The organism is Acidovorax sp. NPDC077693, from assembly GCF_044542805.1.
Lineage (GTDB): Bacteria > Pseudomonadota > Gammaproteobacteria > Burkholderiales > Burkholderiaceae_C > Acidovorax.
The window spans coordinates 185,112-197,155 of sequence record NZ_JBITVD010000013.1 but is presented as its reverse complement, the minus strand read 5'-3'; the positions used below and the strand labels follow the sequence as shown (position 1 = coordinate 197,155).

Below are 12,044 nucleotides of genomic sequence, written 5' to 3'. Positions count from 1 at the left end.
AACTCTTCGGGATATGGCTGCTTTGTCATGGCACCTCCTATTGGGCCTCAGGTTTGAGGCTCGAAGGTGTCTAGTTCAGCCGGGGCGATTCAGTTCAGGCCACCCTTTGCAATGTGCTCAAACCACTTTGTCGCCGCCTGGGTCGCCAGGTCGTAGCGCTGGTGGTCAGGCTGCAAAGAGAAGTCACCGAGGGCCTTGTAGGTCTTCTTGCGCGTCCCTTCATCGTAGTAGCGTGCAACCCAGGTGCCCGAACTTTCCGACATCTTGCGGTAGCCCACATGCCGGCCTTTGCTGAGGGGAATCCAGTAGGGCTCGCGGCGAGGCGCCAAGCGAGCTGAGTGACCTGGTGGATGTTCTGCATGGCCCATCTCCCGCTGGAAGGTCCCCGCGGAGTACGCGGACCGTACGGAAATTGTACGGAAAGAATGGGTGGAAAGCGCTGGATTTTTGTGAATCAAAAATTGAAAATTGTTAATTAAATCAAGTCCTTAGACGTCTATGGAGGTCCAGGATTTTTGCGTTGAAATGGTGGGGGTCGTTGGTTCGAGTCCAATCGCGCCTACCAAGTTTTCTTTTGAAGCAGACCAGGCTTCAATAATCTGAAAATTTGGCATACAAATTCAAGCCGCTCCCGCAGAGCGGCTTTTTTGTTTCCGGGATTCGAGTCGCATGGCACGTCGTCGAGCATGTCGCTCTCTGAGCCTGTCCCGTCCCGTCCCGTCCGTCTCATGGTGACGGCCGTAACTCCTCGTGACGATTGGCTTTTGTCTGACAGTGCGGGGAAGGGCGGGAAGTTACCTTCTAGGCTCACACAGACTAAAGGGTTACATCATGAATATCTCGACCAACCCACAGACTTCTGGCCACAACGTTGTAGATACTGATCCCGAGATGGGCATGTACGACATTCGCGTGTTCTGGCTGGCCGCCTTTGCGTCGGTGATGGCTGTCTTGATGGTGGCGTACTTCAAGATGGGCTACCAATTCTGAGTGCGTGAGCACGGAGTTGTGGAACAGTGTTGATCGACCGGGCCGTCCCCGGTCATACTGCTTCATCAACTCACGGAGGAACCCCCATGGCCCAAGATTCGAACATCGCGCTGGCGCGCACATTGCACCAATCGTGTGTGCTGGCTTCGGCGCAGATCCAGGAGGCGCAGAGTCTTGCCACGGAGTTGTTCCCGTCCGCGGCCATCACCCGTGCGGACATTCTGGGAATCGCCCAGGTGATTGCGATCAATCATGCGGCCTTGACCAGTGGCGGTGCTCACACCAAATGAGGTACCGTGCAACGCTCGCCATGGGCCCATCAGCGACGCGCTTGCATCTGTAACTGCCTGCGGCGCCAATTGACATCCCATCCCAAAGAAATGCCAGCCGTTAGGCTGGCATTTTTCGTTGCAGTTACTTCAATTGAAATGCGGAGGAGGGTCCTGCACGGGTGGGGTTCCGGGCTGGGCGGGTGGGTCTTCTTGCGGCGATTCCGGGGACCACGGTGGTGGGTTGTCGACGGGTGGGAATGGTGGGACAGGGGAGGGGGCTGGTGTTTCCATGGCGTAGTTCCTTGGGGTAGGGATAAAGCGTTCAAAACCTGACGTTAGGCGATGGCCGCGGGGCGTTCTGCCAGCCAACATGCCGACCTCGCTGCGGTGGAGTGATGACAGCGCAAGGTCAACCCGCTGTGGGGGCCTGAGGCGGCGGCTCTGCCTGTGCCGATGGTGTGTACAAGCTGGCTGGTGACGCCTCGGGAATGCGCACCTGCGGCAGGCAGTCCGGATACTCCCGCTGGATAAAGGTGACCAGCGCTTCGCGAACCCTGCATCGCAGGTCGAACGCCAGCCCGGAGGACCGTGCCGAGACCAGCACCCGGATCTGGATGGTGCGCTCGGTGACGTCGGTCAGCTGCAGCACGCTCACCCGCTTGTCCCATTCGGGCGCGGTAGCCAGCACGCGCTGAAGCTCGGCCCGCAAAGGCTCCAAGGGCAGGCGGTAGTCTGCGTACAGAAACACCGTGCCCAGAATTTCAGAGCTCGTGCGCGTCCAGTTTTGAAAGGGGTGCTCGATGAACCACTGCAGCGGAATGATCAGCCGGCGCTCGTCCCAGATGCGCAGTACCACATAGGTGGACGTAATTTCTTCCACGCGGCCCCACTCGCCTTCGATGATGAGCACGTCGTCGATGCGGATGGGCTGGGCCAGCGCGATCTGCAGCCCTGCGATCATGTTGCTGAACACAGGCCGCGCCGCGATGCCCGCCACGATCCCCACCACGCCGGCCGATGCGAGCAGGCTGGCCCCCACCTGGCGCGCGCCCGGAAATGTCATCAGCATCAGCGCCACGCCGGCCATCACCACACCCGTCATGGCGGTGCGTGCCAGCACACGCGCCTGGGTGGCGATGCGTCGGGCGGTGAGGTTGTCTTCGACGTCCGCAGGGTAGCGTGCCACGATGCCATTGGCCAAGGCCTGTATCGCCGTGATGGCCAGCCAGCAGGTGCCCGCGATGAGCGCCAGCCCGTTCAAATGCCGCACCCCTGCGATGTGCGGCAGGTCGTCGCTGGCGCCTTGCCAGACCGCCTGCAGTGCGATCAGGGGCAGCAACACGCGCATGACAGGGATGCACGCCACCACCACGGTGTGCACCAGGGGAAGCGGGGTGGTCACCCGGCGCAGCACCACTGCGGCTATGCGGTGGGCGACAGCGGCCACCAAGGCCGCGGCGAGGGCGATGAGCCCTGTGGATGACCAGGGAGTGAGCGATGGAAACTCAAGCATCGCAAAGGCGCCGGAGGCAGCAGGCTGCAGGTGTGCTCAATGCCCGAAGGTGTGATCGCGTGATGGATAGGCCGGTGGATGGCATGCCTAGCGAATCCATTGCCGCTTGGGGCGTGGCGTGACGGTGACATCCACGCCCTTGTGCACCGCCGGCTTGCCGGTCGATGGGTCGACTTCCACCATGTCCTCGAGGGCGATCTTCTGGACTTCCGAATCGGTCTCGTTTTCCAGGTCCGCCAGGACGTTGCCGATTTCCTTCTCGGCCTTGTCGACTTTGCTTGTGGTGCTGTCAGCCATGGTGATGCTTTCCCGCGTGATGTGGTCTGGATGCATTGTCGGGAATCACCCGGCCTGGCCATGTCAGCCAAGACCGATATCGCCACGCCGTGCGCGCCATGCGGCGCGGCTTTCGCCCCATTAGGGTTATCCTGCGCCGCCTGCAGGGGTTCGACTTCTAGAATCTGCTGCACTGCAATACAAGGGGTACCACCCCGAGGAGTTCGTCGTGCCCGATTCGCAAAGCGCCGCTGCCGCCAAGTCAGCCCAGCGCGTGATCAAGAAATACCCCAACCGCCGCCTGTACGACACCAACACGTCCACCTACATCACCCTGGCCGAAGTGCGCCAGCTCGTCATGGACCGCGAGCAGGTGGTGGTGCGCGATGCCAAGACGGGCGATGACCTGACCCGCAGCATCCTGCTGCAGATCATTCTGGAAGAAGAGGCCGGCGGCGCCCCGATGTTCACCGAGGCGGTACTGGCCAACATCATCCGGTTCTATGGCCATGCGATGCAGGGCTTCATGGGCGCCTACCTGGAAAAGAATGTGCAGGCCTTCACCGACATCCAGGCCAAGCTGGCCGAGCAATCGCAGAGCGTGACGCCCGAAATGTGGGCCCAGTTCATGAGCCTGCAGTCGCCGATGATGAAGGGCATGATGGGCAACTACGTCGAGCAGTCACAGTCCATGCTGACGCAGATGCAGGAGCAGATGCAAAAGCAGACGGAGCAGATGCTGGGGGCGTTTGGAATTAAAAGATAAGACCCCCTGAGCCGCTGCGCGGCTTCCCCCAAGGGGGACGCCTCCGGTGGACCGGCGGAGCCGGATCCACGGTGGCACTGGCCTGAATCGTGCCCGTTTTAAGCATCCCCTGGCAGCGTAAATCCTGCGATGGAGGGATACCTCCACCGGTGCAACGCCGGAACTGGGACAATACGGGGATGAGCGAAGTACTCTCCCCCACGAAAACACCCAAAGTCGGCTTTGTATCCCTAGGATGCCCGAAGGCTTTGACCGACTCCGAACTCATCCTCACGCAACTGAGCGCTGAGGGTTACGAGACCTCCAAAACCTTCCACGGCGCCGATCTGGTCATCGTCAACACCTGCGGCTTCATCGACGATGCCGTCAAGGAGAGCCTGGACACGATCGGCGAGGCCCTGGCCGAGAACGGCAAGGTGATCGTCACCGGCTGCCTGGGCGCACGCGCGTCCGAGGGCGGTGGCAACCTGGTGCGCGAGATGCACCCGAGCGTGCTGGCCGTGACCGGCCCGCATGCGACGCAGGAGGTCATGGATGCCGTCCACCTGAACCTGCCCAAGCCGCACGACCCTTTCATCGACCTGGTGCCGGGCGGCTTCGGCATTGCGGGCATCAAGCTCACGCCCAAGCACTACGCCTACCTGAAGATCAGCGAAGGCTGCAACCACCGCTGCACGTTCTGCATCATCCCGTCGATGCGCGGCGACCTCGTCTCGCGCCCCGTGGGCGATGTGCTCAGCGAGGCCAAGGCCCTGTTCGCGGGCGGCGTGAAGGAGCTGTTGGTGATCAGCCAGGACACCTCGGCCTATGGCGTGGACGTGAAGTACCGCACCGGTTTCTGGGACGGCAAGCCCGTCAAGACCCGCATGCTGGAGCTGGTGCAGACGCTGGGCGAGATCGCCGAGCCCTACGGCGCCTGGGTGCGGCTGCACTATGTGTACCCCTACCCGAGCGTGGACGAGGTGCTGCCGCTCATGGCCACGGGCAAGGTGCTGCCGTACCTCGACGTACCGCTGCAGCACAGCCACCCCGATGTCCTCAAGCGCATGAAGCGCCCGGCCAGCGGCGAGCGCAACCTGGAGCGCATCCAGCGCTGGCGCGAGGTGTGCCCCGAGCTGGTGATCCGCAGCACGTTCATTGCGGGCTTTCCAGGCGAGACCGAAGAAGAGTTCCAGCACCTGCTCGACTTCGTGCGCGAAGCGCAGATCGACCGCGCAGGCTGCTTTGCCTACAGCGACGTGAACGGTGCCGCCGCCAACGAGCTGCCCGGCATGCTGCCGATGGAAGTGCGCGAGGAGCGCCGCGCCCGCTTCATGGCCGTGGCCGAAGAAGTCTCCATCGCCAAGCTGCAGCGCCGCGTGGGCGCGACCATGCAGGTGCTGGTGGACCACGCCCCCGCGCTGGGCAAGAAGGGCGGCCGGGGCCGCAGCTATGCCGATGCGCCCGAGATCGACGGCGTGGTGCACCTGCTGCCGCCCGAGAAGATCAGCAAGCAGCTGAAGGTGGGCGAGTTCACCCGTGCGCGCATCGTGGGCACGCAGGGGCATGACCTGGTGGCCGTGCCGGTGTGACGATCGCCCGGGCTGTCTGATTTGCTATGGTTTAAATAGCTGCCAGCGCTTGCCCACCAAGCGCTAGACCAGAAAAAGCCGCACACAAAACAAAAAGGCTTCCCGAGGGAAGCCTTTTTTGTGGGCTGAAGCTGCGCTGCGCTGCGGGCAGCTTCAGGCGTTCAGACGCGCTTGCGGTATTCGCCGGTGCGGGTGTCGATTTCGATCTTGTCGCCTTGGCTCACGAACAGCGGCACGGGCACTTCAAAGCCGGTGGCGATCTTGGCGGGCTTGAGCACCTTGCCGGACGTGTCGCCCTTGACGGCGGGTTCTGTCCAGGTGATTTCGCGCTCGACGCTGGTGGGCAGTTCGACCGAGATGGCCTTGCCGTCGTAGAACACCACTTCGAGGGACATGCCGTCTTCCAGGTAGTTCAGTGCGTCGCCCATGTTTTCGGCTTCGACTTCGTACTGGTTGTATTCGGTGTCCATGCAGACATACATGGGGTCGGCGAAGTAGGAGTAGGTGCACTCCTTCTTGTCCAGGATCACGTTGTCGATCTTGTCGTCGGCCTTGAACACGTTTTCGGTGCCGAAGTTGCCGATCAAGCTCTTGAGCTTCATGCGCACGGTGGCTGCGCCGCGGCCGCCACGGGCGTATTCGGTCTTCAGGACAACCATGGGGTCCTTGCCGTGCATGATCACGTTGCCGGCGCGGATTTCTTGAGCGATTTTCATAGCGAGTTGCTTGGGTTGGGGCCGCTCAACGCGCGGGCCGGTGGCTTTCAGCTTTCTCTGGGAAAGGCAGAAGGCGCGCCGTGCCGATGCATGTTCCGCGGCGGGAATGCGCAAGCGCTGTGCACCGATGTGCCGCACCTGTTTTGCGCAAAGCCTTGGATTTTACCGTTTTTCGGCGACAAAGCCCAAAAGTTGCGTGACGAGGTGGTCCTGACTCAGCAGCCGGGCACGCGCGGCCCGCACGCAGGCGGTCCATTCAGCGCGGGTGGCCGCGTCGGGCACGACCAGCGCGGTGTCGTCCACGGCGTTCCAGGCCGCATGAAAAGCCCGCAGCGAGGGCGGCGCGCCCAGCCAGTCCAGGAACGCCCGCAGCTTGTCGTGGTGGGCGTTGTCGTGCTGCGGGTAGATGTGCCAGACCAGCGCCTGTCCGGCCCACAGGGCGCGCACCAGCGAATCCTCCCCGCGCACCAGGTTCAGGTCGCAGGCCCAGAGCATGTGGTCGAAGGCCGGCTGGGGGCGGGCCGGCAGGTATGCAATGGATAGCTGCTCGCGCTCATCTGGCAAGCGCTGCGGCCCGTTTTCACCCTGGATACCGGCAGCCAGCGCGGCGTGCACCGCTGCTGCTGGACGACCCGGTGCGACCAGCAATTGCACGCGCTGCGCATCGACCCGCCGGGTCAGTTGCTGCAGCAGCGCCGGCAAGGCCGGGGGCTCGTAGCAGAACAGCGAGATCCAGCAGGCATCGGCCCCGTCGGCCCCGTCTGCAGGCGCCGAGCCCGTGGCGGCTGCGTGCGCCGCCCGCCAGGCGCTGCGGTCGAACGCATCGTGCCGGTCCATCAGGTCGTCTTCGCGCAGCAGGCCGCCGGTGGCGGGCGTGAAGCCGGGGTAGAAGAACCAGCGGGTCCACCCCGCCGCGGGGCCCGACATGATCAGCGACGGCAGGCGGTGGTTGCGCTCCACATAGCCTTCCGCCGAAAGGTACTCAAGGTTGATCCACACAGGTTTTTGGCCGCTACCGCGTGCTGAGAGCGCGCTGTAAGCTATGAATTCAGGAGCAATCTCGCACCCGAAGGCCTCCACCATCACATCGGGCGCACGCTCGGCGGTTGCGGGCGGCGGGGCATGCCAGTCGCGCACCTCCACGCCGGGGCACCCGCCGGGCGCCATCCACGCCAGGGCCGAGGCATCGTCCACCCACAGGCGCACCTGCTGGCCGTGGGCTGCCAGTTGCGTGGCCAGGCGCCAGCACACGCCGATGTCGCCGAAGTTGTCGATGACGCGGCAAAACACGTCCCACTGCAGGGCGGGCAGGGCGGGATCGGCAGGCAAGGTGGGGGGGTGGGACGAGATCATCGGTGCCGCCTCATCCCGCGCGCAGGTGGTCCACCAGCAGCCGTGCCACGCTGGAGAGTGATTCTTCCGACCGCACGCACAGCACCAGCTGACGGTGCGCCCAGGGCTCGTCCAGTGTCACGACGCGGATCGGCTGCGTGCCCTTGTACAGGGCGGCGCTGCCGCGCGGCATCACGCCCACGCCCAGGCCGGCGGCCACCATGAGGCACAGGGCGTCGTAGCTGGTGACCTGCATGCGCAGCCGCAGCGGCAGGCCGGCCTCGGACGCAGCCCGGGTCAGCTGGTTGTTGATGGCGCTGCCGGGGTGCGCGCCGACAAAGTCGTAGGGCAGGGCGTCGGCCAGGCGGGCACTCTTGCGGCGTGCCAGCGCATGGCCCGTGGGCACCAGCAGCACCAGCTCATCGGTGCGGTAGGGTAGCTGCACCACCCGGTCGCCATACTGGCCCTGGTTCAGGATGCCCACGTCGGCCGCGTTCTCGGCCACCGACTGGGCTATCGACGTGCTGATCTGCTCCTGCAGCCGCACGTCCACCTGCGGGTGCAGCGCCATGAAGCTCTGCAACTGCGCAGGCAAGAACTGCGTGATGGCCGAGATGTTGGCCACCACGCGCACATGGCCGCGCACGCCGGCGCCGTATTCGCGCATCTGGCTGGCGATGCCGTCCAGGTCGTTCAGCACGCCGCGCGCCAGGTTCAGCAGCGCGTAGGCGGCCGCGGTGGGCTCGGTGCCCTTGTTGCTGCGGGTGAACAGCTCCACGCCCAGCGTGCCCTCCAGGTCCGCCAGGCGCCGGCTCACGGCCGAGGCCGCCAGGTGCTCGCGCGCGGCGGCGGCGGCGATGGTGCTTTCTTCCATCACGGCAACGAAGAGGCGCAGGGAGACGGGGTCGAGCTTCATGGCGGTGCGGGTGGGCGGGGGTGTCGATGGTAACGCTGGTGCTGCGCCACCATGCCGGTTTGCGATGGCAGCTTCGTGCATCAGCGTTTTGCAGACGGGCAGGCTGTGCGCATCATTCGCGCCAACGTACGGAGAGCCACGCGCGGCGCTGGCCCATACACCCGCCGTTCGGACTGAGCTTGGCGAAGCCGTGCTCTGCGCCGCGCTTCGACAAGCTCGGCGTGAACGGGCGGGGTTGTTGGGGCGCGTGGCGCGTCGTGCATTCACCCTCGAGGAGACACCTATTTCCATGGATTCACCCTTTTCGTCGTCCGCCCTGCACGGCGTGCGCGTGATCGAGATGGGCCAGTTGATCGCCGGCCCTTTCTGCGGCAAGACGCTGGGCGAGTTCGGCGCCGAGATCATCAAGATCGAAGCCCCGGCCGACCCCGAGCGGCCCGGCGTGCCCGGCGGCGACCCGCTGCGCAACTGGCGCCTCATCAAGGAGGGTACGTCGGTGTGGTGGCAGGTGCAGTCGCGCAACAAGCGCTCGGTGGCGCTGGACCTGCGCCAGGCCGAGGGCCAGGATATCGCCCGCCGCCTGATCGCCGAGGCCGACGTGCTGATCGAGAACTTCCGCCCCGGCACGCTGGAGGGTTGGGGCATGTCGCCGGACGAGCTGCACGCGCTCAACCCGGGCCTCGTGATCCTGCGCATCTCGGGTTACGGCCAGACCGGCCCCTACCGCGACCTGCCGGGCTTCGGCGTGATCGGCGAGGCCATGGGCGGCCTGCGCCACCTGACGGCCGAGCCCGGCCGCGTGCCGGTGCGCGTGGGCGTGTCCATCGGCGACACGCTGGCCGCGCTGCACGGCGCTATCGGCGTGCTGACGGCGCTGTACCACCGCAAGGTCAACGGCGGACAGGGCCAGGTGATCGACGTGGCGCTGCACGAGGCCGTCTTCAACGTGATGGAAAGCCTGATCCCCGAGTACAGCGCGTTCGGCGCGGTGCGCGAGGCCGCGGGCAGCGCACTGCCCGGCATCGCGCCCAGCAACGCCTACCCCTGCACCGACGGCTGGGTGCTGGTGGCCGGCAATGGCGACAGCATCTTCAAGCGGCTGATGACTGCCATCGGCCGGCAGGACCTGGCCGACGCGCCCGACCTGGGCAGCAACGCCGGTCGCGTGGCCCGCGTGGCAGAGATCGACGCCGCCATCGGCACCTGGACCGCCGCGCGCTCGGTGCAGCAGGTGATGGAGACGCTGGGCGGTGCCCGTGTGCCCGCGGGCAAGGTCTACACAGCCCGGGACATTGCCGAAGACCCGCACTACCAGGCCCGCGACATGCTGCTGACCCAGCAGACGCGCGACGGCTACAGCGTGCAGGTGCCGGGCATCGTGCCCAAGCTCTCGGGCACGCCCGGCAGCATCCGCACGAGCGCGCCGCACCTGGGCGACGACACCGATGCGGTGCTGGCCGAGGCCGGTTTGACGGCAGAGCAGATCGGTCTGCTGCGCAGCAAGGGAGTGATCCAATGACCACCACTACCCGTTCGACCGGCGCCAGCGTCTGGCAGGGCCATGGCCGCCGCATCCACATGCAGGAGGTCGGCACGCGCGACGGCCTGCAGATGGAGCAGGCCTTCGTGCCCACCGACGACAAGATCGCGCTCGTGAACGCGCTGTCGGCCACGGGCCTGGCCAAGATCGAGGTCACCTCGTTCACGTCGCCCACCGCCATCCCCGCGCTGCGCGATGCCGAAATCGTGATGCGCGAGATCGAGCGGCGCCCGGGCGTGGTCTACACCGCGCTGGTGCCCAACCTGCGCGGTGCCGAGCGCGCCATCGAGGCGCGCACGGACGAGCTGAACCTGGTGATGTCCGCGAGTGCCACGCACAACATCGCCAACCTGCGCATGACGCAGGAGCAGTCGTTCGCTGCGCTGGCGCAGGTGGTGGCCATGGCCCACGCTGCGGGCGTGGCGGTCAACGTGTCGCTGTCCTGCGTGTTCGGCTGCCCCATGGAGGGCGACGTGCCCGCGGCTGCGGTGCTCGGCTGGGTGCAGCGGTTCGTGGACCTGGGTGTGGGCGGCATCACGCTGTGCGACACCACGGGCATGGCCTTTCCCACCCAGGTGGCGCAGATCACGGCGGCAGCGCGTGCGCGCTGGCCGGGCGTGGACTTCACGCTGCACTTTCACAACACGCGCGGCATGGGGCTGGCCAATGTGCTGGCCGCCATCGATGCGGGCGCGGACCGGTTCGACGCATCGCTGGGCGGGCTGGGCGGCTGCCCCTATGCGCCGGGCGCCAGCGGCAATGTGTGCAGCGAAGAGATCGTGCATGCGCTCGGCCTCATGGGCTACGACACCGGCGTGGACCTGGCCGCGCTGGTGGCGGCGGCGGAACGCCTGCCAGGGTTGATCGGGCACGACATCCCGAGCCAGATCGTCAAGGCCGGCCCCCGGCTGCACCTGCACCCCGTGCCTGCAGATTTCGATGCCATCCGCGACCGCGCGCTGCAGCGTGAGCGTGGCGGAGCGTGACCTGATTTGATCTGACCGCGGCAAAGACCGCAATACAACGACAGGAGACAACCATGCCCCAAACCAACACCTTCCACCGCCGACACGCCGCCCTGCTGCTGGGCGCGCTCGTGGGCGCCATGGCGTGCGGCGCGCCGCTCGGCGCGCACGCACAAGACAAGTTCCCATCCAAACCCATCACGCTGGTCGTGCCCCAGGCCGCGGGCGGTGCCAACGACGCCATCGCCCGCGTGCTGGCCCAGCGCCTGTCCGAGCAGATGGGCCAGAGCGTGGTGGTGGACAACCGCCCCGGCGCGGGCGGCACGCTGGCCACCGCGGGCCTGGCGCGTGCCAAGCACGACGGCTACACCCTGCTGGTGACGGCCGACAGCGCCCACGTCATCGGCCCGGCGCTGTACAAGAACGCGGGCTTCGATGCGGTCAAGGACTTCGAGCCCGTGGCGCCCATCGCCACCGCCGGCTACGTGCTGGTGGCACACCCATCCTTCCCGGCCAAGAACGTGGCCGAGCTGATCACGCTGGCCAAGGCCAGCCCCGGCAAGTATTCGATCGCGTCGGCGGGCAACGGCACGCTGAATCACCTGATCGGCGAAATGCTGCAAAAGGCCGCGGGCATCCAGCTGCAGCACATTCCCTACAGGGGCTCGGCCGCGGCAGCGACCGATGTGGTGGGTGGGCAGGTGCCGCTGTCGGTGCAAAGCCTGCCGTCGGCCATTGCGTTCATCAAGGCCGGCAAGCTCAAGGTGCTGGGCGTGGTCAATGAAAAGCGCGTGGCCGCCTTGCCCGACGCGCCCACCATCGGCGAGACCCTGAAGGGCTTCGGCCAGGCGCCCTGGTACGCGATGTTCGCCCCGGCCGGCACACCCGCGCCCGTGGTGGCGCAGCTGCAGGCCGAAGTGGCCAAGGCGCTGGACCACAAGGACGTGGTCGACAAACTCGCCGCCGTGGGCTGCGAGCCCTTCAAGGGCACGCCGGCCCAGCTCGGCGCGCTGGTGCGCGCCGATCTGGTCCGCTGGCAGCGCGTGGTGAAGGAGACCGGCGCCACGGTGGATTGAAACGCCGACCGCCGGCCGGCACGCGCGCATGTTGCGTCGGCATCTTTGAACTCGAACCCACCGTTCGGGTTGAGCTGGTCGAAGCCCTGCGCGGCGCTTCGACAAGCCCGG

The 12,044-nt window shown here is 66.0% G+C and carries 13 protein-coding genes; 7 read left to right on the top strand and 6 right to left on the bottom strand.

All coding sequences use genetic code 11. The annotated features are described in order from the left end of the window. Positions 1–89 precede the first annotated feature (89 nt). Positions 90–329 (bottom strand): hypothetical protein, encoded by a 240-nt coding sequence (locus ACIGHN_RS19450; RefSeq protein WP_396505625.1) that lies wholly within the window; start codon positions 327–329, stop codon positions 90–92. A 502-nt stretch (positions 330–831) separates the two neighbouring features. On the opposite strand from ACIGHN_RS19450, the gene ACIGHN_RS19445 reads away from it, so the two are divergent. Continuing rightward, complete coding sequence (locus ACIGHN_RS19445) at positions 832–990, top strand: hypothetical protein (protein ID WP_156370875.1); 159 nt, start codon at positions 832–834, stop codon at positions 988–990. An 86-nt stretch (positions 991–1,076) separates the two neighbouring features. Then, entirely contained in the window at positions 1,077–1,280 is a 204-nt protein-coding gene (locus ACIGHN_RS19440; RefSeq protein WP_056421134.1) for a hypothetical protein, read from the top strand. A 391-nt stretch (positions 1,281–1,671) separates the two neighbouring features. Here ACIGHN_RS19440 and ACIGHN_RS19435 read toward each other — a convergent pair whose 3' ends face one another. Then, positions 1,672–2,775 carry a mechanosensitive ion channel family protein gene (locus tag ACIGHN_RS19435; protein WP_396505624.1) on the bottom strand — a complete coding sequence of 368 codons (1,104 nt, stop codon included), beginning with the start codon at positions 2,773–2,775 and terminating at the stop codon, positions 1,672–1,674. Between the two features lie 87 nt (positions 2,776–2,862). Continuing rightward, on the bottom strand, positions 2,863–3,072 hold the full coding sequence (locus tag ACIGHN_RS19430; RefSeq protein ID WP_200912471.1) for a hypothetical protein: 210 nt from the start codon (positions 3,070–3,072) through the stop codon (positions 2,863–2,865). Between the two features lie 208 nt (positions 3,073–3,280). Here ACIGHN_RS19430 and phaR point away from each other — a divergent pair, with 208 nt between their 5' ends. Continuing rightward, positions 3,281–3,817 carry a polyhydroxyalkanoate synthesis repressor PhaR gene (gene phaR / locus ACIGHN_RS19425; RefSeq protein ID WP_056421142.1) on the top strand — a complete coding sequence of 179 codons (537 nt, stop codon included), beginning with the start codon at positions 3,281–3,283 and terminating at the stop codon, positions 3,815–3,817. Between the two features lie 179 nt (positions 3,818–3,996). Further along, positions 3,997–5,388 carry a 30S ribosomal protein S12 methylthiotransferase RimO gene (gene rimO, locus ACIGHN_RS19420; RefSeq protein WP_056421143.1) on the top strand — a complete coding sequence of 464 codons (1,392 nt, stop codon included), beginning with the start codon at positions 3,997–3,999 and terminating at the stop codon, positions 5,386–5,388. Positions 5,389–5,549: 161 nt separating this feature from the next. Here the strand turns inward: rimO and efp are convergent, their stop codons facing one another. From efp to ACIGHN_RS19405, 3 genes are all read right to left on the bottom strand, one after another. Further along, entirely contained in the window at positions 5,550–6,104 is a 555-nt protein-coding gene (gene efp / locus ACIGHN_RS19415; RefSeq protein ID WP_056421144.1) for an elongation factor P, read from the bottom strand. A gap of 162 nt (positions 6,105–6,266) precedes the next feature. After that, complete coding sequence (gene earP, locus ACIGHN_RS19410; protein ID WP_396505623.1) at positions 6,267–7,433, bottom strand: elongation factor P maturation arginine rhamnosyltransferase EarP; 1,167 nt, start codon at positions 7,431–7,433, stop codon at positions 6,267–6,269. Between the two features lie 34 nt (positions 7,434–7,467). Beyond that, the gene (locus tag ACIGHN_RS19405) at positions 7,468–8,352 is read right to left on the bottom strand and encodes a LysR family transcriptional regulator (RefSeq protein WP_056164942.1); all 885 of its coding nucleotides are present in this window, start codon (positions 8,350–8,352) and stop codon (positions 7,468–7,470) included. 289 nt (positions 8,353–8,641) lie between these two features. Here ACIGHN_RS19405 and ACIGHN_RS19400 point away from each other — a divergent pair, with 289 nt between their 5' ends. The 3 genes from ACIGHN_RS19400 to ACIGHN_RS19390 are packed head-to-tail and all read left to right on the top strand — an operon-like array spanning position 8,642 to position 11,933. After that, positions 8,642–9,871, top strand: a complete 1,230-nt coding sequence (locus ACIGHN_RS19400; RefSeq protein ID WP_396505622.1) for a CaiB/BaiF CoA transferase family protein — start codon at positions 8,642–8,644, stop codon at positions 9,869–9,871. Then, positions 9,868–10,878 carry a hydroxymethylglutaryl-CoA lyase gene (locus tag ACIGHN_RS19395; protein WP_396505621.1) on the top strand — a complete coding sequence of 337 codons (1,011 nt, stop codon included), beginning with the start codon at positions 9,868–9,870 and terminating at the stop codon, positions 10,876–10,878. Before ACIGHN_RS19400 ends, ACIGHN_RS19395 begins: the two co-directional genes overlap by 4 nt. Positions 10,879–10,931: 53 nt before the next feature. Further along, on the top strand, positions 10,932–11,933 hold the full coding sequence (locus ACIGHN_RS19390) for a Bug family tripartite tricarboxylate transporter substrate binding protein (protein ID WP_396505620.1): 1,002 nt from the start codon (positions 10,932–10,934) through the stop codon (positions 11,931–11,933). Positions 11,934–12,044 lie beyond the last annotated feature (111 nt).

Excerpts from the sequence above, each read along its gene's own strand:
- ACIGHN_RS19445 (WP_156370875.1), top strand. The coding sequence starts at position 832 with ATGAATATCTCGACCAACCCACAGACTTCTGGCCACAACGTTGTAGAT.
- ACIGHN_RS19440 (WP_056421134.1), top strand. The coding sequence starts at position 1,077 with ATGGCCCAAGATTCGAACATCGCGCTGGCGCGCACATTGCACCAATCG.
- ACIGHN_RS19435 (WP_396505624.1), bottom strand. The coding sequence starts at position 2,775 with ATGCTTGAGTTTCCATCGCTCACTCCCTGGTCATCCACAGGGCTCATC.
- ACIGHN_RS19430 (WP_200912471.1), bottom strand. The coding sequence starts at position 3,072 with ATGGCTGACAGCACCACAAGCAAAGTCGACAAGGCCGAGAAGGAAATC.
- rimO (WP_056421143.1), top strand. The coding sequence starts at position 3,997 with ATGAGCGAAGTACTCTCCCCCACGAAAACACCCAAAGTCGGCTTTGTA.
- efp (WP_056421144.1), bottom strand. The coding sequence starts at position 6,104 with ATGAAAATCGCTCAAGAAATCCGCGCCGGCAACGTGATCATGCACGGC.
- ACIGHN_RS19405 (WP_056164942.1), bottom strand. The coding sequence starts at position 8,352 with ATGAAGCTCGACCCCGTCTCCCTGCGCCTCTTCGTTGCCGTGATGGAA.
- ACIGHN_RS19400 (WP_396505622.1), top strand. The coding sequence starts at position 8,642 with ATGGATTCACCCTTTTCGTCGTCCGCCCTGCACGGCGTGCGCGTGATC.
- ACIGHN_RS19395 (WP_396505621.1), top strand. The coding sequence starts at position 9,868 with ATGACCACCACTACCCGTTCGACCGGCGCCAGCGTCTGGCAGGGCCAT.
- ACIGHN_RS19390 (WP_396505620.1), top strand. The coding sequence starts at position 10,932 with ATGCCCCAAACCAACACCTTCCACCGCCGACACGCCGCCCTGCTGCTG.